This is a genomic window from Psittacicella melopsittaci, assembly GCF_003585925.1.
GTDB lineage: Bacteria > Pseudomonadota > Gammaproteobacteria > Enterobacterales > Psittacicellaceae > Psittacicella > Psittacicella melopsittaci.
The window spans coordinates 31,339-55,712 of record NZ_NRJH01000001.1; the positions used below are offsets into that span (position 1 = coordinate 31,339).

A 24,374-nucleotide genomic window follows, 5' to 3' on the forward strand; every position below is an offset into this window, starting at 1 on the left:
AAGAAAAAGCTCTAAAAGATAATATTCTCTAAAAGAGAAAAGCTCTAAAAAAGTGAAGCTTAACTATGGGAAATACTAAAAAGTAAAGCTTAATTTTTCTGTTACTTTGGAGGCAGACCTTGCTAAGTAGAGCAAAAATTAAAAGCACTAGATCTTGAAAGGATCAAGAGCCAGAGCTTTAAAAAAGAGAAAGAAAATATAAAAAAGCTAAAGAGCAATATCCTGTAGTAATTTGCAAGAAAATACAAAAACAATTGGCAAAATGCAAAAACAATTGGCAAAATGCAAAAACAATTGGCAAAATACAAAATGTTAAAAAGTTTTATCTACAAAATGTAAAAAATTTCCTGCAAATTATAAAATTACTTCCTGTAAATTGCAAAATTCTGCCTGCAAAATGTGAATTTTTTGTATGTAAACTGTAAAAATCCTTGCCTGTAAACTGCAAGCTTACTTTCTGCAAATTACAAAATCTTTACCCACAAACAAAAAAATTACCACACATTAAAAAAGTGTGTAGTTTTGGCTAAACTACACACTGCTAAACTTCTAAGAATAAAATAATATACTAATAAGATATATATTTGATATAGCCTTGAGGCGATTCTCAAGGTATCATTTTCTATACTCTATATATTAGCACAAAAAATGTAAAATTCTAGTTCTTTTAGTAAAGAAATGTAAAATTTTATTTATTGATTTTTGTTAAAGACCTGTTTGTCGATAATTTTAGGCACTAACTTTACCTTAAGGCACATTTTCTATGTGGTTATTAGGACAAAAATATACTCTGAGCCCTAGCTCAGAGTTATGTTTTAGCGAAAGTTTTCTGGGTTTAAATCTTCGTAAGCAAAAGCATAGCCTTCTTTTAATGCTTTAACTATACGTTGAATTTCCCCAGAGGAAATTCCGCGATCTTTTAAATCGATTTTGGCACATTCAACAAGGTAACGACAACGAGCGTAGAACTTACGTCTTTCTAGTTCATCGATTAGTTCACGACGGTCAGCACTTAAGTAAGGGTATACCGAGTTAGAATCAATTACTTGACGTGATTCTTCTAGAGTATAACCTGAATATTGAGTTTTAGCACGACGTGATAATAGCGAGTAGTGTTCGGTTACTAAACAGCGGTAACGTAAGTGACCTCCTTCTCTAACAACCATTGGCGTGCCAAGTTGATATTTTAATTGGCGAGTATTAATAATGCCATTTTTATCAGGAATGTGTGCAGTAAAGTTAATTACCAGCTGAGAACCGTGCTTGGCTGATACAAAAAGATCGCCATATTGTTTATAGAAGTTGTCGCTATCTAAGTCAATTTCAACCGCAGGAAAGTGTGTACGGTCAATAGATTGATTATGTTTTCTAATCATACGTTCACGCTCTTTAATGCGTTTGTGCATTAACTTAGGTCTACGATTATAATTTCTAACACTAGTTAAATCATCTGAATTAACTTCTTGCACCATAATTGGTGCGGTTTTTGTCTTAGCGGTCATAAATATGCTTTTCCAACCCTAAAAAGATTAACAACATACAAAGATATAACAAGGCTTGTTATATCCCCAAGGGTTCAAGAAAATAGTCATTGCTTGGGGCGAGCTAGCTCACGCTAATTCTAGCAAGCAAAGCCTGCTTTGAGTTCAACAAAAAACCTCAAGTAAAACTAAACATAATACTTCAAACTCTCCCAAACTTTGCACGGGGAGAACATCTGTCAACTTCACGAGAAATTGAAGTTTTACTTAAGCCAACTTGCTGAAAGACTACCAGGGTCATGCTCAAAGTTCTTGAACAAGATTAAGAACCAGAGAAATTACCAAGCTCATTTAAAATAAGTGAGGCAAATGTTTACTCTTGCCTTAATCGTTTTATTAAGTAAAAGCGAGCGTTGAACTTAGCTTGCTTTTTCCTAAATAAACATTTTTGTTGAGTTTAGCTGGGCTAAACTTAATAGTTAAAATAAAAAGCCAAAAAACTATATAAATTATTATTTTGTAGAGTTTAGCTGGGCTAAACCTCACAGTTAAAATAAAAAAACCAAAAAACTATATAATTATTATTTTGTAGGAAAGTATCTGAATTTATACTTAAAATGGGATATAAGTGTCTTTATTCAATCTAAAAGCTATTTGTGCATTTAATCCATTTTCTAAAAATTAACATTTTTACCAAAAAGAACTAAAAACAAATAGTTGTGGAAAAAATAGAAAAACAAACCTCGGTTATCTTTCTATAATATCTAAAGTCAATTAAGAATTATCCAGCGAGAATCTACTCAAAGCCGTAGGAAAAAACCAAACTCTTAATTTATTTAGAGACGGAAAAGAATTGTTAATTTTTTTAAGTTGTAAAAAATTTGGCAACTCTAAATCAATAGGTGCACTTAAAATCTCTTTTTTTACAAAAAATTAACAATTAAGAAAAGTAACATTATAAATATTCTTACTTTTCAGTTTGAATCAGTTGTGCTTTTGCTTTATGCATAATTATATATTAAATTATTAGCGTAAAGACAAGGGGAGCGGAAAAAAATTTTTCTCTTTTAGTGAGGAGAGAAATTTTTGCTTTTCTTAATCTAAATAAATGAGTTTTTTATCTTAGCAGTAAAATTACGAGCGAGATTTTTTTAATGGAAAAAATTTATAAAACTTTATCATAAAAAATGTAAATACAGATAAAAGTTTAATAATTTACGTCTTTGGCTTTGAAACTTGATTTAAGATTGAAAAATAATCCCAAGCTGAGCTTTACTCTGGCAAGAAAAAAAGGAGATTTTCTTGAGAATTATTTAACCCTTACTAATTATAAGGTTATTTTGATTTTTTAGGTACACTTAAATCATTTTTGCGATAAATTTTTTGGCGAGCAACTCTTTTTAGGGATAACAAAATATACTTTTAGGGGAGAGCTAATTCTCAAATCGGGGAGAATTTTACTTTACAGGTAAAGAGGACTTAAAAAAAGAAGAGTAAAATTATGAAATTATCTTATATTTGTCTTTGCAATTGAACTTAACAAAATTATGAAATGAACTTAAAAGTTTTCTTTGTAATTGAGCTTAAAAAATTTTTTGCAAATGAGCATGAAGAAATTATGAAATGATCTTAAATTTTTCTTTGCAAATGATCTTAAAAAAAATTATGAAATGATCTTAAAAAAATACTCAAGATGATCTTAAAATGATCTTAAAAAAACATTGTAAAACCCCTCTCTAAAAATCTTTTTTAGCCTAGTACTTTCCTAGTTTAAAGATATTTCCCCAGTTATACTCAGGAAAAAATTTAAGTATAGATATAGCGAGTGCTATATCTTTAATTTTTATAAATTTTTTTCTTAATATGAGCATGATTTTTACTAAAAAAAATGTTATAATAACTGTTGGAAAAAAGTGTATATATTATTTTATTTTTATTCACTTAAGATTAAATTTAGTAGTCAAAATCCATGGTTGACTAATACTTTTTTTAATCTGGATCTTAGTAGAACCTGCAAGCGTTTTGGCAAATGCATTACTAGGTTTTTTGGCAGCTAGGGCAAACAATGTGAGGCGGGCTATATTTTTTATTTTTTTTAGAATATTGCCTAACATGTATTTAGGTTAGATTTTTAAATCTTTTCGTTTGAAATCTTTCTTGGCAGAAAGAAACATTTCTTAAATCACTTCTACTATTTTTATTTTGTCGCGTACAAATCTACCTTCATTCCTTATTTTGACATTCCCCTTCTCTTGCTATTTTAGATTAAAAATGGTTTTATCAACCTGTTGGCTACGTTACCTTATTATTTAGCATTCAACAGATTATGAATAAAATCTACAAATTGAAATTTAATCGTAATACTCTTTCTCTTGATGCTGTATCCGAAATTGCAAATAACTGTGTTACAGGAACTGTAAGCGATAACAGCGTACAAGCAAACGAAAGTATTCGATTTGGCTTTAACAAAGTAAGTAGAGTTCTTGGAAGCTTACTTATTCCAGTAACTGTTGCAGGAACAGCTTACGCTGACTCCCTCTCAAACCCAAATGTAATCAACGGTAAAGTTGATATAGTTACTAATGGCTTAGTAACCACCATTACCAACAGTAATGGGGCTATTATTGAGTGGGAAAAATTTAATATAGGTACGAATGAATTAGTTAAATTCATTCAAGAATCAACCAACTCCGCAGTACTTAACAGAGTGCTGGGCGGAAGCGTGTCCCAAATTCTTGGTACTTTAGAGTCTAACGGTAAAGTATTTATCGTTAACCCTGCAGGTATCGTGTTTGGGACAAACTCAGTTGTAAACGTACAATCTTTAGTTGCTTCGACTTTAGATATTAGCAACGAAGATTTCCTTAACGGCAACTACGTATTTAATCAAGATAAAGATAAAGCTATTGCTAATGTACTTAGCCAAGGTTTAATTAAGGTAAACGATGACGGTACTATAGCTTTAGTGGGTGGTAAAGTAGTAAACACAGGCGTACTTGAAGCTAAAAACGGTACAGTTTACTTACTGGCTGGTCAGTCTATTACCATTCAAGATTTAGATAATCCATTAATTTCTTACAAAGTTACTGCCGACAACAAAGCAGTTAACCTTGGGGAAATTGTTTCTAAACGTGCGTACTTATTAGCAAACAAAGTATCTCACGGTTATTCAACAGCTGAACAATTTGCGGATGTAATTTCAAGTCAAGATTCAGCTCGTAAAGCAACAATTACCGCTTCTGGTGAAGTGGTGCTTTATGGTGCTTCAGAAGCTGATAGCATTCATACTACCGCTGAAAATAATAGCCAATTAACATCTGGTAACCACACGCTTAATAGTTTTGTGGTGAGTAACGGAACTATTAATACTTCAAATGCTACAGGTAAAGCTGGGGATGTTAAGGTTCTTGGTGACAATATTTATTTAGTAAATAGCTCTCACATTAATGCTTCAGGTCAAACTGGTGGTACAGTTTACATTGGTGGTGACCTCCAAGGAACTGGTGAGATTAAGCTTTCCAATGCTACTTATGTAGGTGATGGTTCGGTTGTAAATGTATCAGGAACTGGTGTAGGTGATGCTGGTAAAGTGTACGTATGGGGTAATAGAGCTTATACCTCAGGTACATTCTTAGCAACTGCTGAGCAAGGAAATGGTGGTTTTGTTGAGACATCAGGTGATATTATCGATGTTTCTGAGAATATCATGGTTAATGCTAGTTCTTTAGATGTAAATAAAGCTGGGCAATGGTTAATTGACCCTGTAGATGTTTATATTGTTGATCAAGGTCAATATGGTTCAATTATAACCTGTACCTCACATGAATATTCTTGGGCGTCTCATACACAAAGTGATAAAGCTACAATTCGTAGTAGTACGATAAATAACTCGTTAAGAAATCAACGTGTAGTAGTTAGTACAATTAAAGCAGGTCAGACAATAGACCCTAATACAACTAGTGGTGGGAATATTACCGTTGATAATATAACTATTGAAGCTGCTAGTGGAAGTCATTCACTGCAGTTAATAGGTAATAATATTCTAATTCAGAACTCTACTCTTAATGTATCAGACTTTAGATCTGCTGCGTTAAGTAACACTACTATAAAAGACTCATCAATAAATACTTGGAGAAATTATAATGGTGATATCCTAATAAGTAGTGGGGTTTACTGGGCAAATCGAACTGCAAATTACTCTACAAACTATAGGATCTTCAGAAATAATTCACTTAATACGACAATTGATAACTCTACACTTCAAGCTACACGTTGGTTAACGTATGGAGCTCTACCTATATATGAGCAGAATGGCAATATAAGTCTTGGTTCTGGTATGTATGATTATAGAACCGAGGGGTTTTATAAGTTAAATGTGGCTAATGGTAGTTATCTTTCTGGTGTAGTAGTACAGCTGTTTACTAACTATGACTCAAATTTCACCGATTCCACAATTTCTGCCTGTATTACGAGTATTACTGGTCCTGGTTCGGGAGTTGATACAGGTCTTACGACCACGCCTTTCGCTAGTCAAGGTGGGATTAGATACTACTTCAAGAACATGAAATTCATTGATTACTGGGGGGAATCAACTAGAGTTTGGATAGGTTCTGAAAGTCAATACGGTACCAAATATTTTTACGTTTTTGACAATACAACGTTTAATTACACTAATAGCTCTAAGGCTACTGATATCACAATTGTAGCTAAAGAGGGAGGATCTGGTTACGCTAGAGTAGAATTTTTAAATTCAAGTGTTAATACTGCAGGAAATATAAAAGTTGATACTCCTATTAATGTGAGTGGTTCAGGAAATAAAATTTCTAACTCTACTTTTGTTTCTACTCAAGGTTCTGTTAATTTAGTAGCTAACTCTCAAACAAATATTTCAGGTATTAACATTACTGGCCAAACAGGTGTTAACTTCACTACAGATACAAATACTAGTATAAGAAGTGGAGTAAGATCGGGCAATTTAGTTATTGAAAACACTAATGTATCTGCAGAAACAGGTAATGTTAGTGTTAATGTTGCTCAGACTGGAGCGTTAGTAATAAATGGCTCTTCTAACTTTACCTCAAAAGTAGGTAATGTTACGATCAACTCTACTCGTGGATCTAAAGTTGAACTTGATGATGTAACGATTAACACTCCAGAAACCTCTTCGATTAGCGGGGGTTCAGGTACTGCTGTATCTATTACAAATGTAACAGCAACAACAGCAAAAGATATTGCTTGGGGTGCAACTGGAGCTGCAACAACCGTAAGTAAATCTAATGTTAAAGCTTCTAATAACGTTGCTATAGGTACCTCAACTAGTACTTTATCTATTGATAATACTACTACGACTGCTGGAAACAACACTACGCTAAGTGGTAGTGATGTAACCATCAATGATTCAAATGTTAACTCAACTAGTGAAACTTTAATTAATTCCAAAGGTTTTATTAAGGGTTCTAACGCGAACATTGCTGCTAGTGATAATTCAGAAATCACTCTTACTGCTTCTAAAGAAATCACTTTCACTGGCTCGAATATTACAACAGCTAAAGGTTTCAATGCGACCTCAACTGGTGGTGCAGTAAGTTTTACTAATACTACTATCGGAACTAAATCTGATACTGCAGATATTAAATTACAAGGTACTTCAACTACTCTTGATAATGTTAAATTAGCTGACAACATCCAATCTCTAACCTTAAACTCTACCGCTGGTAGTGCAAACATTAAAAATACTAATGTTAATACTAGCAAAGACGTTAAAGCTTATGCTGTAGGTGGAGATGTAAATCTAGAAAATGCAACCGTAAATGCCACTGAAGTAAATCTTACAGGGGCAGGGGTAGTAGTAGGTAATTCTACAGTTTGCTCAACTGTTGGGGCAGTTAACTTAACTGCAACTACGAATGGTGTAACTGTAAACAACTCTACTCTTAATGCAACTACAGAAATTAACCTTAAAGCAGTACAAGATATTTTAGTTACAAATGGAACTAATCTAACTGCTGTGGGGGGTAATGTAACTCTAGTTTCTACAGCGGGGTCAGCTTCAATTAAAGGTAGTAACATTACTACTTATACCGAAGATGCAGTAGTAAATATTAGTGCTTCAACAGGTATTACTATTGATAACACTAATATCACCAATCCAAAAACTTTAGAGATTAACTCTGAAACTGGTCCAGTTGCAATCACAAAAACAGTACTTAATGCAACTAACACCCTAAATATTACGGGTGGTCAGTTAAGTTTAGATAATGTTTCTGTAACTAAAAACATTAAAAACGTAACAGCAACAGCTAAAACAGGTACTTTAACTTTAAGTAATGTATCAGCTAATGCAACTGACACGTTAATTCTTAATGCAGCTGGTGCTTTAACCGTAGAATGCTCATCAGCAATTGGTACTAACCGTACGCGTTACCAAACTGGTGAAACCTTAACAGTTTCTAATATCAAAGATGCTCCTGCAACAGACAAATTAGAATATGTAGGTAAGAAAGGGGTTACGGTTACTAATGCGAACCTAACGGTAAAAAATGGAGTAGAAATCTACTCTGAATGTGGTACTGTAGCTTTAACTTGCTCTACAGCTAAAGGGCAAACAACCAATATTACAGGAGCAAATGTTCAACTAACTAATAGTGAAGTTAATGCAACAGCAAGCGGTGTGGTAGTTAACGCTACTACAGGGACTGTTGTGGCTAATAATGCAACTATTTATGGTCAAGACTCAGCTCTAGTTTCTGGTAAAGGTGGCGTTAATTTAGGTAATGGTACTAATGTTACAGCTAACACTGGTAATTTAACGGTTAAATCAGATGCAGGCTCTATTACTTCTGATGGTGCTAACCTTACCGTTAAAAATAAAGATGCTAATGTAAGTGTTACGGTAGCTACAGGCATTAACCTAAATAACACTAATATTACTAATCCGAAAAATCTTGAGATTAAATCGGAAGCTAACGAAGTTAAAGTAACTAACTCAAGTCTAAGTGCAAGCAATAACCTCTCGGTAACGGGCGGCAGTGTTACTTTTGCGAAAAATAAAGTACAAGGTGAGTTAGAGAACGCACAAATTACCGCAACTGCAGGTGATGCAAATGTATCAGACACTAACTTAACTGCTAAAGGTAAAACCTCTGTTACTGCAGCTCAAGGTGAAGTTAAAGTTGAAAATGCAACTCTTGTAAGTACGCAAACTAAAGTTGCAGGTCAAGGCGTAAGCATTACTAAATCTAATGTAAATTCAACTACAGGTGATTTAGAAATTACCGCAACTGAAAATAAAGTTAGTCTTGCTCAATCTAACATTTCAGCGCAAGGTAAAGTTGCAGTTACCGCAAAACAAGACGTAGTTCTAGGTAATGGTACTAATGTTGCTGCTACAACTGGCAATGTAGGAATTACTTCTGAAGCAGGTAAAGTAGAAGCACAAGGTACAAATATTACCGTTAGCCCACAAGCAAATGTAACTGTAACGGCAGCTACAGGAGTAAGTGCAAATAACTCTAATATTAGTCACGCTAAAAACGTAAGTTTAACTACGACTTCAGGTGAAGCTAAATTAGATAACTCAACGGTTAAAGCAACTAATGACTTTACATTAGTTGGGGGTTCTGTAACTGTTTCTAACAACGCAAAAGTTGAAGGTGCACAAAACGCAACCTTAACAGCAACTGATGCTACAGGTTCTCTAACTGTAACTAATGCCGATATCCAAGTTAGCAAAACTCTAAATGCAACCTCAAAAGGTAGTGCAAGTGTAACTGACTCTTGCTTCTCAGGTGCTGCAGAAACAAAAGTTAATGCAGAAAAAGAATTAACTATTTCTGGTGGTACGGTTAACTCAAATAAAGTAGATTACGCAGGTAAAACAGGCGTAACCTTAACTAATCACCAAGTAGCTTCTAAAGGTGAAGCTACCGTAAAAGCAGAACAAGGTGCAGTTACTTTAGATAACGCATGTGTTTCAGGTACTACAACTACAGTTTTAGCTCAAGACGCAGTTACTTTAACTAACGCTAATGTAACTGCAACTACAGGTGCATTAAATGTAACTTCAACTGCAGGTAAAGTAGAGTCAATTAACTCTAGTCTTGCTGGTCATAACGGGGTTAATATTAGTGCTCATACTAATGTTGAACTAGATAATGGCACTAACATCTCAGCTCAAGCTGGCAATGTAGCAATAACTGCTAAAACAGGTGCAGTTACTGCCAAAGGTACAAATATTACTGTTAGCCAACAAGCAAATGTAACTGTAACAGCAGCTACAGGAGTAAGTGCAACTAACTCTAATATTAGTCACGCTAAAAACGTAAGTTTAACTACAGCTGCTGGTGAAGCTAAATTAGATAACTCAACAGTTAAGGTAACCAATGACTTCACTCTTGCAGGGGACTCTGTAACCCTTAAAGATGCTAAAGTTGAAGGAGCACAAAATGCTACTTTAACTGCAGATAATGGTGCTCTTACTGTTACTAACTCAGACGTTAAAGCTAGCAAAAAACTTGATGCAACAGCTACTGGTGATGCGAGTGTAACTAACTCTTGCTTCTCAGGTGCTACTGAAACTAAAGTTAATGCAGAAAAAACCTTAACTATTACTGGTGGTGATGCAATTAGCACTGGTAAAGTTGATTACTCTGGTAAAACAGGCGTAACCTTAACTAATCACCAAGCAACAGCAACGGGTGACTTAAGCGTTAAAGCAGAAGAAGGTGCAGTTACTTTAACTTCTACTTGTCTATCTGGAGCAACTGCTGATATTAGCGGTAAAAACGATATTACATTAAATAACGCTAATGTAGCTGCAACTACAGGTGCATTAAACGTAACTTCAACTGCAGGTAAAGTAGCGTCAAATAACTCTACTCTTTCAGGTAATGACGGGGTTAATATCAGTGCTACAACAGATGTTGAACTAAATAACGGTACTAACATTTCAGCTAAAACAGGCGATGTAGAAATAACCGCTAAATCTGGCTCAGTTAAAGCCGAAGGTACTAACATTACTGTAGATAAGGATGCAGCTAATGTAAGCATTACCGCAACTTCAGACATTACTGTAAACAACACCAATATTAGTAATCCAAAAGATGTAACTATTAAATCTACAGGTGGAGTAACTAAACTTGGTAATACAAGTATTGAGGTAAGCAATAACCTCAGCGTTGAAGGTACTACTGTTTCTTTAGATAGAACTAAAGTTGCTGGTGGAGTGCAAAATATTAGCCTTACCGCTTCAGAAGGTACTTTAACCTTAACTAATACTACAGGTACAGCAGAGAAAAATGCTTTCTTAAAAGCAAATGAGTCTATCTCTACAGAAAACTCAACTTTATACGGTAAAGATCGTACCCGTTATGAAACCAACGCTACTTTAACTATAGGTAAAGGTGGTGAAGACCTAGATACCAACCAATTAGAGTATGTAGGTAAAGAGGGTGTTTCTGTATCTTGTCAAACTGTTACTGCTAAAGAAAACCTTGTTATTTACTCTGAAAATGGTCAAGTAGATATCACCAGTGGTTCGATTAAAGCTAAGAACACTAATGTTACAGGTGGAACAGTTACTTTAACTAACTCTGCAGTAGAAGCAACTGTAGGTGATGCGGTAGTTTCTTCAACTAAAAATAAACTAACAGTTAATAACTCAACTATTGCTGCTAACCAAAACGTAACTGTTTTAGGTTCGGCTGGTATTGACTTAAATAACGGTACTAAGATCAATACTACTGCGGGTAATGTAACAATTTACTCATCAGCAGGAGCAATTAACGCTCAAGGTACTAATATCTCTGCCTTTGGTAGTAATACAGGCGTTAACCTCACGGCATCTAAAGATGTAACAATTAACAACACTAATATCACCAATCCAAAAGAATTAGTAATTAGTTCAATTGGTGGTAATACAAGTGTAAGCAACACTAAACTTGGCTCTAAAGGTAACATCACTGTAGACGGTAACAATGTTTCTCTGACTAAAACACAGATTTCAGAGGAAGTTGCTAATGTTACAATTACCGCTAAAACTGGTACTTTAACGCTAGAAAGCACTTCTGGTAAAGCAACTAATACCGCAATCTTAAAAGCAGAAAAATCTATTTCTACTTCAGGTTCAACTTTATCAGGGGCAGAGCGTACGCGTTATGAAACTAATGCTACCCTAACAGTTGGAGCTGGTGGTGATGCTATAGATACTAAACAGTTAGAGTATGTAGGTAAAGAAGGGGTATCGGTAGATAGTCAAGCAGTGACTGCTCGTGATAGCCTTGTAATCTACTCTGCTGAAGGTACAGTTAACCTTAACAATGGTTCGGTTAAAGCTAAGAACACTAATGTTACTGGTGGAACTGTTACTTTAACTGACTCTACAGTGGAAGCAACAGCAGGTAATGCGGTAGTTTCTTCAACTAATGAGAAACTAACGGTTAACAACTCTACTATTGCAGCTACAGCAAATGTAACTGTAACTAGTGCTAAGGGTATTGAGTTAAATAACGGTACTAAGATCAATGCTACCGCAGGTAATGTAACTCTTTACTCTTCTGAGGGTGAGATCAAAGCTGAAGGTACTAATATTTCTGCCTTTGGTGATTCTTCAACAGTTAACTTAACTGCATCTAAAAACGTTACTTTAAATAACACTAATATCACTAATCCAAAAGAACTCTTAATTAGTTCAACAGATGGTGATACTAAGATTACTAACTCAAACTTAAGTGCAAGTGGAAACCTCAATATTTCTGGTAAAGCAACTACTTTAGAAAAAGTTAATATTCCAGAAACGGCAGGTAACGTTGCTATTGAAGCGAAAGACGGTTTATTAACCTTAAGAAACACAACTGCAAATGCATCTAATACTTTAATTCTTAAAGCATCAGATAACATTGAGGTTACAGGTGGTGCTCCAATTGGTAAAGAAAGAACCCGTTATGAAACTGGGGCTAAACTATCAATTGAAAATATCGAAAAAGCACCAGCAACCAAAAAACTTGAGTACTCTGCAAATACAGGTATTACCATTACTAACGCTAACTTAACGGTAGAAAATGGGGTAGAACTCTACTCAAGAAAAGGTGCAGTTGATGTAACTAACTCAACCGTTAAAGGTGATACTGCTAACATTACTGGGGCAACAGTTAACTTAAATGAATCTGTAGTTAACGCAACCTCAGGGCAAGCTGTAGTAGAAGCAACTGAAAACGCTTTAACAGTTACTAAGTCAAGAATTGACGGGGCAGCTGGCGTTAAAGTTGCAGGTAAAACAGGGGTTACTTTAACTAACGGTACAAATATCTCTTCATCTGCTGGTGATGTTGAAGTTAGCTCACAAGCAGGAGCTGTAAATGTTCAAGGTACGAACATTACCGTTACTAAAGACCACAATGTATCTATTACCGCAGCCACAGGCTTAACAGCAAATAACTCAAATATTAGCCACGCTAGAGATGTAACTCTAAGCTCAAGCAATGGTGATACTAAATTAGGTAATCTAACTGTTAAATTAGATAACAATCTCACTGTTGCAGGTGGCACAGTTGCTGTAGACAATACAAGTATTTCAGGTAACGTACAAAATATTAGCTTTACTGCTACTACAGGTACTTTAACCTTAACTAATACTTCAGGTACAGCAGCTGATACTGCGATCTTAAAAGCAGATCAATCAATTTCTACTTCTGGCACTAGCCTTTCAGGTAAAGAACGTACGCGTTATGAAACCAATGAAACCTTATCTATTACAGGTGGTGGTAAACCTATAGATACAAATCAATTAGAGTACGTAGGTAAAAAAGGCGTAACTGTTTCAGGTCAAGAAGTAACCGCACAAGAAAACCTTGTTATTTACTCTGAAGACGGTAAAGTAGATATCAACAGTGGTTCGGTTAAAGCTAAGAATACTAATGTTACAGGTGGAACTGTTACTTTAACTGACGCAACAGTAAATGCAACAGCTGGGGATGCGGTAGTTTCTTCAACTAAAGAGAAACTAACAGTTAACAACTCTACTATTGAAGCTACAGCGAATGTAACTGTAACTAGTGCTCAGGGTATTGAGTTAACTAACGGCACTAAGATTAATACTACGGCAGGTAATATTACTCTTTACTCTTCAGATGGAGCAATCACTGCCGAAGGTACTAATATCTCTGCCTTTGGTGACTCGTCGGTAATTAACTTAACCGCAGCTCAAGACGTTACTTTAAATAACACTAATATCACCAATCCAAAAGAACTCTTAATTAGTTCAACTGAAGGTGATACTAAGATTACTGGTTCGTCTTTATCAGCAAAAGAACAACTTGTTGTTAAAGGTGATAACGATACAAGCTTAACTAACGTTAAAATTCCTAATACCACTAAAAACGTAACCGTAGAGGCAACTAAAGGTCAGTTATCTTTAGATAATGCTAACTCTGAAGCTACAGATACCTTAATCTTAAAAGCTGGCGGTAAAATTAACGTGGTTAACTCAAGTGCAGTGGGTGCAGAGAGAACACGTTATGAAACAGGTTCTACTATCACGGTTGACGGAGCTAAAAACTTAGCAACCAATAAACTTGAGTACTCTGCAAATGCTGGTATTACCGTAACTAACTCAGACCTTACTGTAAGAGATGGTGTTGAGCTTTACTCTAAAGACGGTAATGTTGATGTTACTAGCTCAACCGTTAAAGGTAAAAATACAAATGTAACTGGGGCTACAGTTAACTTAAATAACTCTAAAGTTAATGCAACCGAAGGTAATGCAGTAGTTTGTGCGACCGAAGGTAAGTTAACCGTAACTAACGGTACTATAGCTGCTAAACAAAATGTTCAAGTTGCTGGAGCTAATGGCGTAGAATTCACCAATGGCACTAATATCAGCGCTGAACAAGGTAATGTTGCGATTTCTTCATCTCAAGGCAAAATTGAATCTGAAGGAACAAATATTACCGTAAGTGGCGAAAAAGCAAATGTAAGCCTCACGGCAGCTACAGGAATTAGCTTAAATAATACTAATATTACCCGTGCTCATGATTTAAGCATTAAATCAGATGCAGGTGATACACAAATTACTAACTCTAACCTAAGTGTAAGCAATAACCTAGCAATTACAGGTGGCGAAGACTTAGTTCTAAATAACGTTAATATCTCTGAAGGTGTACAAAACATAGAGTTAACTGCTTCCCAAGGTGAGTTAAAACTAACTGACACTACTGCAACAGCAGAAAAAGCAGCAGTGCTAAAAGCAGATCAATCTATCTCTACTGCTAAATCTCCAGTTATAGGTAAAGAACGTACACGTTATGAAACTAATGCAACTCTAACTATTTCTGGTGGCGGTAGCGTACCAGAAACCCAACAACTTGAGTATGTGGGTAAACAAGGTGTTTCAATTAGTGATCAAAGTGTAACCGCAAAAGAAAAACTAGTAGTTTACTCTTCAGAAGGTAATGTAGATATTAGTAAAGCTAAAGTAGAAGCTAAAGACACTAATATCTCAGGTTCAGTAGTAAACTTAAAAGATGCAACAGTAAGTGCAACTGCTGGTGATGCTGTAGTTGAAGGTAAAACAAGTGTTACTGCTACTAACTCAGTAATTAAAGCTGATGGTGGCAATGCGACAGTTACCACAACTGCAGGTAAAACCTCTCTAGATAACACTACCGTTTCAGCAAGTAAAAACGCTACTGTAACTGGTAAAGAAGGGGTTAAAGTTGATAATGCTTCACAAATTAAAGCAACTGAAAATGTAACTGTAACTTCAGAAAATGGCACGGTAGAAGTAACTGGCTCGAATGTAAGTTCAGCGCAAGGTACTCTTAACCTAACTGCCAAAGAAAACGTAACTGTAACTAACAGTAACCTTGCAGGTCCTAAAGGCATTAAAGTAGACTCAACTAATAGTTCGGCTAATCTTGATGCAACTAATGTAACTGCAGAAGAAGGTGCTGTATCTATTACAGGTAAACAAGGGGCTAACCTTGGTAATGGTACTAATGTAACAGCACAAGATGATGTAACTATTGCTTCGGCAAATGGCTCAGTTAACATTACGGGCTCAAATGTTACAACTCATGCTGGAGAAGTAAACATTACTGCCCATGAAAATACTACTATTATTAATAGTAATATCACGGGTAATAAAGGGGTTAACCTAACTGCAACTACAGGTGTAACTACCGTTAAGGCTTCAAATGTTACTTCAGAACAAGGTTCAGTAAACGTTACTGCAGGTAAAGAAGTACTACTAGGTAGCGGAACTAATGTAACCGCTAAAGAGCAAGTTAACCTTGGCAGTGCAGCTGGTAAAGTAAGCGCTACAGAAGCTAACATTAGTGGTAAAACGGTTGCGGTTAAAGCAAACGAAGTTAGCCTAAGTAAAACTAATGTTTCTGCGAACCAAGAAGTTAGTATCGACGGTACTAATGATGTAACTCTTACGGATACTAAAGTTAGCTCAGACACCGCAACTACTAAAGTTAACTCAGCAGCAGGTACTACAACCCTAACTGATGGAACTCAAGTTACTGGGGCAACAGGAGCAACTGTAAGTGGTGCTAATGTTGTAGTTAATGGTGACTCACGCGTTGAAGCGAAAAAAGGTGATGTAACTGTAGAAGCTACTACAGGTACAGCAACTGTTGAGGCTTCGAATATTACTGCTCTTGAAGGTAACGCAACTGTTTCAGGTGCTAAAGGCGTAGTATTTGGTAATGGTACAAATGTTACAGCAAGCAATAACATTAGTGTAACAAGTAGCGAAGGCTATATTCGTTCGAATGGCACTAATATTACCGCAGGTAATAGCGTAGCTCTAAATGCTGCTGAAGAAATTAGTCTTGTTAACACTAATATCTCTGGCTCTAAGGCGACAACAATTGAAGGTACAACTGGTGTAACCTTAGATAACACTAAAGTTAACTCTGCTGAAGGTAACACTAAAGTTAACTCAGCGTCAGGTACTACTAACTTAACTAATGGCTCTCAAGTTACAGGTAACAAAGGAGCAACTGTAAGCGGTGCTAATGTTGTTGTAGAAAAAGACTCACGCGTTGAAGCTAAAGAAGGTGATGTAACGGTAGAAGCAACTGCAGGTACAGCAACAGTTAAGGCTTCGAATATTACTGCTCCAAAAGGTAACGCAACTGTTACTGGTACTAAGGGAGTAGAACTAGGTAATGGTACTAACATTACTGCTGAGCAAAACATTACTGTAACAAGTAGCGAAGGCTATATTCGTTCGAATGGCACAAATATTACCGCTGGTAATAGCGTAGCTCTAAATGCTGCTGACGAGATTAACCTTGTTAACACTAATATCTCTGGCAAGAATGCTACAAGCATCGAAGGTAAAACTGGTGTAACTCTAGATAACACTAAAGTTAACACTGCTGAAGGTGCAACTAAAGTTAACTCAGCAACAGGTACTACTACCTTAACTAATGAATCTCAAGTTACAGGTAAAACAGGAGCAACTGTAAGCGGTGCTAATGTTCTTGTAGAAAAAGACTCACGCGTTGAAGCTAAAGAAGGTGATATAACTGTAGAAGCAACTGCAGGTACAGCAACAGTTAAGGCTTCAAATATCACTGCTCCAAAAGGTAACGCAACTGTTACTGGTACTCAGGGAGTAGAACTAGGTAATGGTACTAACATTACTGCTGAGAAAAACGTTGAAGTATCAAGTTCAGCTGGTGATATTAACAGTGTAGGTACTAATATTACTGGTGATACTGTAACGCTAAAAGCTGCTGAGGAAATCAGCCTAGTTAACACTAATATCTCTGGTACTAAGTCTACAAGCATTGAAGGTAAAACAGGCGTAACCTTAGATAACACTAAAGTTAACACTGCTGATGGTGCAACTAAAGTTACCTCAGAATCTGGTACTACGACCTTAACTAAAGGTACTCAAGTTACAGGTAAAACAGATGCAACTGTAAGCGGTGCTAATGTTGTAGTTAATGGTGACTCACGCGTTGAAGCTAAAGATGGTGATGTAACTGTAGAAGCAACTGCAGGTACAGCAACAGTTGAAGCTTCGAATGTTACTGCTCTAAATGGTGACGCAACTGTTAAAGGTACTCAGGGAGTTAAACTAGGTAATGGTACTAACATTACTGCTGGTCAAAACGTTGAAGTATCAAGTTCAGCTGGTGGTATTGACAGTATAGGTACTAACATTACTGGTGATACTGTATCTCTTGATGCAGCTGATACGATCAGTCTTGTTAACACTAATATCTCTGGTACTAAGTCTACAACTATTGACGGTACTAATGGTGTAACCTTAGATAACTCTAAAGTTAACACTGCATCTGGTGCAACTAAAGTTAACTCAGACCAAGGCACAACAACTTTAACTAATGGAGCTAAAGTAAGCAGTGCTACAGGTACTACAGTAAGTGGTGTAGATGTTGTAGTTGAAGGTGACTCTTTAGTTGAAGCTAAGAAAGGTGATGTAACTGTAGAAGCAACTGCAGGTACAACAACTGTTAGCGCATCTAACATTAGTGCTAAAGACGGCAATGCTTATGTTAAAGGCTCTAACGGCGTAACATTCGGTAATGGTACTAACATTACTGCTAGCCAAAACGTTGATGTATCAAGTTCAGCTGGTGGTATTAACAGTGTAGGTACTAACATTACTGGTGAAACTGTATCTCTTGATGCTGTTGATAAGATCAGTCTTGTTAACACTAATATCTCTGGTACTAAGGGTGTAACTCTTGATGGTACTAATGGCGTAACTTTAGATAACTCTAAAGCTAATGCAGCCGAAGGTAACACTCAAGTTACCTCTGCAAACGGTGAAACTAAACTTACTAACGGTAGCTTAACGCAAGGTAAAAACGTTGAGTTAACTGGTACTTGTGTAACTGTAGAAGGTAAATCAGTAGTTAAGGCTAATGAAGGTAATGTAACTGTATGTGCAACTAATGGTTTAGCAACAGTTAAAGACTCTACAGTTTGTGCAACTAACAATGTAAGTGTAACTAGTGATAAAGGTGTAGTTCTCGGTAATGGTACTAACCTAACCGCGAGCAACCATGTTGAAGTTTCAAGTACATCAGGTAAAGTTGATAGTACAGGTACTAATATCACAGGTAACACTGTAAATGTAGAAGGTAAAGAAGTTAGCCTTGTTAATACCAATATTTCTGGTAAAGCAGGAGCTACAGTTGAAGGTACAGACAGTGTAACTCTAGATAAAGCTAAAGTTGTTTCAGAAAATGGACAAGCAAATGTAACTACAACTAGCGGTAAAACAACTGTAACTAACGGTTCTAAAGTAGTTGGTGGTACAGGAGCTAGCGTAACTGGTACTGATGTTTTAGTAGACAAAGACTCGGAAATTATCGCTAAAACAGGTAATGCAGAGGTTGAAGCTAAAGGTGGTACGGCAACAGTTAACAACTCAAATGTAACTGCTGAGTCAGGTGATGCGAGTGTTAAAGGTACTAAAGGCGTGGTATTTGGTAATGGTACTAATGTAACTGCAAGTAACCATGTTGAAGTATCTAGCCCAGAAGGTCGTATTGACAGTAACGGTACTAACATTACAGGTAACTCTGTAAATGTAGAAGCTAAAGAAGTAAGCCTTGTTAATACTAATATCTCTGGTAAAACTGGAGCTACAGTTGAAGGTACAGACAGTGTAACTCTAGATAACACTAAAGTTGTTTCAGAGAATGGACAAGCAAGTGTTGCTAGTGACAATGGTTTAGCTAAACTAACTAATGGCTCGAGCGTAACTGGTGCTTCGGCATCTGTAACAGGTCCAAGCGTAACTATTGAAGGCAAATCAAGCGTTAAAGCTACTGAAACTACAGCAACAGTAGACGCTACTAATGGTAAAGCAACTATTAACGACTCAAGCGTTGAAGCTAAAACTGATGCAACTGTTAAAGGTACTCAAAGCGTAGAACTTGGTCAAGGTACTAATATCACTGCTGCAGGCAAAGTAGAAGTATCTAGCCCAGAAACAGTTACCGCAACCGCAGCTAACATTACGGCTAACGAAGTTGAAGTAACAGCTAAAAACGTTAACCTCAACAACGCAAATGTTACAGGAACAACAAGTGCAAATGTTAAAGCTGAGCAAGACGTGACCCTAGAGGGAGCTAAAGTAGTTTCTCCAAACGGTCAAGCAAGCGTAAGCTCAGAAACAGGCACTACTAAAGTAACGCAAGGTTCAACTGTTGAAGGGGCTTCAGTAAGCGTAACTGGTCCAAGCGTAACTCTAGATGGTAAATCTAAAGTTAATGCAACCGCAACAACAGCAACCGTTGAAGCAACTGATGGTACTGTAACTATTAATGACGCTAGCGTTAATGCAAAAACTGATGCAAGCGTAAAAGGTAAAGCTGGAGTAAATTTAGGTAATGGTACTAATGTATCTGCAGGTAATCGTGTAGATATCTACTCTGCAGAAGGTGGTATTACTGCCGAGGGTACAAACATTACTTCTAATGCTCCTGATGCAGTTGTTAATCTAACTGCGGCTAAAGACATTAGCTTAAATAACACTAATATTACTAATCCAAAAGAATTATTAATTGATTCAACGGGTGGTAATACAACAATTACTAACTCAAGCTTAAGTGCAAGTGAAAATCTTAATATTTCTGGTAAAACAACAACTTTAACAAAAGTTGATATTCCAGATACAGCTGGTAACGTTGCAATTGAAGCGAGAGAAGGGGTATTAACCCTAACAGATACAAGTGCAAATGCATCGAATACTTTAATTCTTAAAGCAGCCGATGACATTAAAGTTTCAGGGGAAACACCAATTGGTAAAGAGAGAACTCGTTATGAAACTGGGGCTCAATTAACCATTTCTAATGTAGAAAAAGCTCCTGCAACTAAAAAACTTGAGTACTCTGCGAATACAGGTATTACGATTACTAACTCTAACCTCACGGTTGTAGATGGTGTAGACCTCTACTCAAGAGATGGTGAAGTAGCTATAACTGGTTCTACAGTTAAAGGTAATACTGCGAATGTAACAGGGGCATCAGTTACTCTAACTGACTCAGAGGTTAACTCTACAGTTGGTAGTACAGTAGTTTGTGCAACTAAAGAAAAAGTAACCGTAACTAACTCTACCGTTACTGGACAAGAAAATGTTCTTGTTGCAGGTAACAAGGGTGTAGCATTAGAAAATGGTACTAATATTAGTGCTCAAACTGGCAATGTAACTGTGTACTCTCCTGAGGGAACTATTACCTCAGAAGGGACAAATATCTCAGTTTGCACAACAACTTCGCACGTTAACTTAACGGCAGCTGGAGACATTACCTTAAATAACACTAATATTACTAACCCGAAAGAATTATTAATTGATTCTACAGGTGGTAATACTAAGATTACTAACTCAAGCTTAAGTGCAAAAGATAACCTCAATATCTCAGGACGTAATACTACTCTTGAGAAAGTAGTTATCCCAAGTACAACAAGTAATGTAGCTATTGAAGCAACTGAAGGAGATATTTCTCTAACAGAAACTAAATCACAAGCTACAGATACTTTAATTCTTAAAGCCAAAGGCGATATCCAAACTAAAGACTCGGCAGCGGTAGGTGCAGAGAGAACGCGTTATGAAACTGGTGGTACTATTACCGTGGAAAACGAAAACGCTCCTGCTACCAAAAAACTAGAGTACTCTGCTGACAAGGGTATTTCGATAACTGGCTCGAACCTCACTGTAACCGAAGGAGTAGATCTCTACTCTAAAGACGGTACTATTGATGTAGTTTGCTCAACTGTTAAAGCAAAAGAAACTAACGTTACAGGGGCTATAGTTAACATTAACAACTCTACGGTTAATGCAACCGAAGGTGATGCTGTAGTTTGTGCAACCAAAGGAGCACTAACTGTAACTAATGGTACGATTGAAGCTAAAGAAAACGTGCGTGTATCTGGTGATCAAGGCGTGAACTTTAACAATGGTACTAATATTACTGCTGATAACGGTAATATCGACGTAGTTTCTCCAAATGGTAAGATTATTTCTGAAGGAACTAATATTACTGTTAAAAATGACAACGAAGACGTAAGCTTAACCGCTGCTACAGGCATTAGTTTAAATAACACTAATATTACGCGTGCTCGTGACTTAACAATTAAGTCAGATACGGGGGATACTTGTGTAACTAACTCGAGTTTAGAAGTAACTAACAACCTCTCAATTACAGGTGGGGACAATCTAACTCTTGAGAATACTAAGATTGCTGATGGAGCGAAAAATATTGAGCTTACTGCTGAGTCAGGTGAGTTAAAACTCAAAGATACTACTGGTAAAGCTGAAAATACGGCTATTCTCAAAGCTGATAAGGCTATTTCAACCGATAACTCTTCGGTATATGGTACAAATCGTACCCGTTATGAGACTAATGAAACTCTAACAATTAGTGGTGGTGACTCTCCTGAGACTAACCAACTTGAATATGTTGGTAAGAAAGGAGTAAGCATTACTGACCAAACGGTGAAAGCAAATGAAAAACTAGTAATTTACTCACCAGAAGGTACAGTTGATATTAATAAAGCAACTGTAGAGGCTAAAGATACTAATATCTCTGGTCAAATAGTAAGCTTAAAAGACTCAAGTGTATGTGCAACTGACGGCAACCTCGTTGTTGAAGGTACAACTTGTGTAACTGCAACTAATAGCAACCTTACAGCTAAAAATGATCTAACTGTAACTTCAACAAAAGGTTCAGTAGAGGTTACAGGTTCTAACCTAACTTCAACACAAGGTTCGGTTAACCTAACTGCTCAAGAAAATACTCGAGTTGTAAACAGCAATATTGCTGGTAAAGAAGGAGTTGAGGTAGGAGCTACTAACGGCACAACTACTATTGACGCTTCTAATGTTACAACTGATAACGGTTCAGTTAACATTACAGGTAACCAAGGAGTTAACCTTGGTAATGGTACTAATGTAACTGCCAAAGATGATGTAGCTATTGTTTCACCAAATGGAGCAATTAGCATTATTGGTACTAATGTTACTTCCTTTGAGGGTGGTGTTAACATTAGTGCTAAAGAAGACACTACTATCGTAAATAGTAATATCACTGGTAAGAAAGATATTGAGATCAGTTCTTCTGAAGGTAACACTACTGTTACTGGCACAAATGTAAACTCAAGTGCAGGTTCAGTTAATATCACAGCTAAAGAAGATACTACTGTAGTTAACAGTAATATTGCAGGTAATAAAGGAGTTAACCTAGGTTCTACCAATGGTACAACTACAGTTAACGCATCTAACTTAACTGCAAGCGAAGGCTCAGTGAACGTAACTGGCGACAAAGCGGTTTACTTAGGTAATGGTACAAACGTTACAGCTAAAGACGATGTAACTGTTGCTTCACCTAATGGTTCAGTAAGTGTAATTGGTACTAATGTTACTTCCTTTGAGGGTGGCGTAAACATTAGTGCTAAAGAAGATACTACTATCGTAAATAGTAATATCACTGGTAAGAAAGATATTGAGATCCGTTCTTCTGAAGGTAACACTACTGTTACTGGCACAAATGTAAACTCAACTGCGGGTTCAGTTAATATCACAGCTAAAGAAGATACTACTGTAGTTAACAGTAATATTGCAGGTAATAAAGGAGTTAACCTAGGTTCTACCAATGGTACAACTACAGTTAACGCATCTAACTTAACTGCAAGCGAAGGCTCAGTGAACGTAACTGGCGACAAAGCGGTTTACTTAGGTAATGGTACTAACGTTACAGCTAAAGACGATGTAACTGTTGCATCACCTAATGGTTCAGTAAGTGTAATTGGTACTAATGTTACTTCCTTTGAGGGTGGCGTTAACATTAGTGCTAAAGAAGATACTACTATCGTGAATAGTAATATCACTGGTAAGAAAGATATTGAGATCAGTTCTTCTGAAGGTAACACTACTGTTACTGGCACAAATGTAAACTCAACTGCAGGTTCAGTTAATATCACAGCTAAAGAAGACACTACTGTAGTTAACAGTAATGTTGCAGGTAATAAAGGAGTTAACCTAGGTTCTACCAATGGTACAACTACGGTTAATGCATCTAACTTAACTGCAAGCGAAGACTCAGTGAACGTAACTGGTGACAAAGCGGTTTACCTTGGTAATGGTACTAACGTTACAGCTAAAGATGATGTAACTGTTGCATCACCTAACGGTTCAGTAAGTGTAATTGGTACTAATGTAACTTCCTTTGAGGGTGGCGTTAACATTAGTGCTAAAGAAGATACTACTATCGTAAATAGTAATATCACTGGTAAGAAAGATATTGAGATCAGTTCTTCTGAAGGTAACACTACTGTTACTGGCACAAATGTAAACTCAAGTGCAGGTTCAGTTAATATCACAGCTAAAGAAGATACTACTGTAGTTAACAGTAATATTGCAGGTAATAAAGGAGTTAACCTAGGTTCTACAAATGGTACAACTACAGTTAACGCATCTAACTTAACTGCAAGCGCTGGCTCAGTGAACGTAACTGGTGACAAAGCGGTTTACATTGGTAATGGTACAAACATTACTTCGAACGAAGACGTGAACGTAGTTTCACCGAATGGTTCAGTAAGCGTAATTGGCTCGAATGTAACAGCACCGGGTACAGTTAATATCACAGCTAAAGAAGATACAACTATCGAGAATAGTAATATCTCTGGTGTTAAAGGTGTAGACATTAGTTCAACTAACGGTACAACAACTGTTAATGCAACGAATGTAACATCTAAAGATGGTTCAGTTAATGTAACTGGTGACAAAGGCGTTTATGTTGGTAATGGTACTAATATTACTGCTAAAGACGATGTAACTGTTGCATCACCTAACGGTTCAGTAAGTGTAATTGGTTCTAACATCATTACAGAACAAGGTGCAGTAAA

General features: G+C 36.4%; 2 protein-coding genes. One reads left to right on the top strand and one right to left on the bottom strand.

What is annotated here, in order from left to right:
* Positions 1 to 815: 815 nt before the first annotated feature.
* Positions 816 to 1,502: a hypothetical protein gene (locus CJP74_RS00095; RefSeq protein ID WP_119496242.1), complete on the bottom strand. Its 687-nt coding sequence runs from the start codon at positions 1,500 to 1,502 to the stop codon at positions 816 to 818.
* Positions 1,503 to 3,807: 2,305 nt separating this feature from the next.
* Between CJP74_RS00095 and CJP74_RS00100 the strand changes: the two genes are divergently transcribed.
* Positions 3,808 to 24,374: ESPR-type extended signal peptide-containing protein (locus tag CJP74_RS00100; RefSeq protein WP_147397026.1), on the top strand; the 20,567-nt coding region annotated here is incomplete at its 3' end.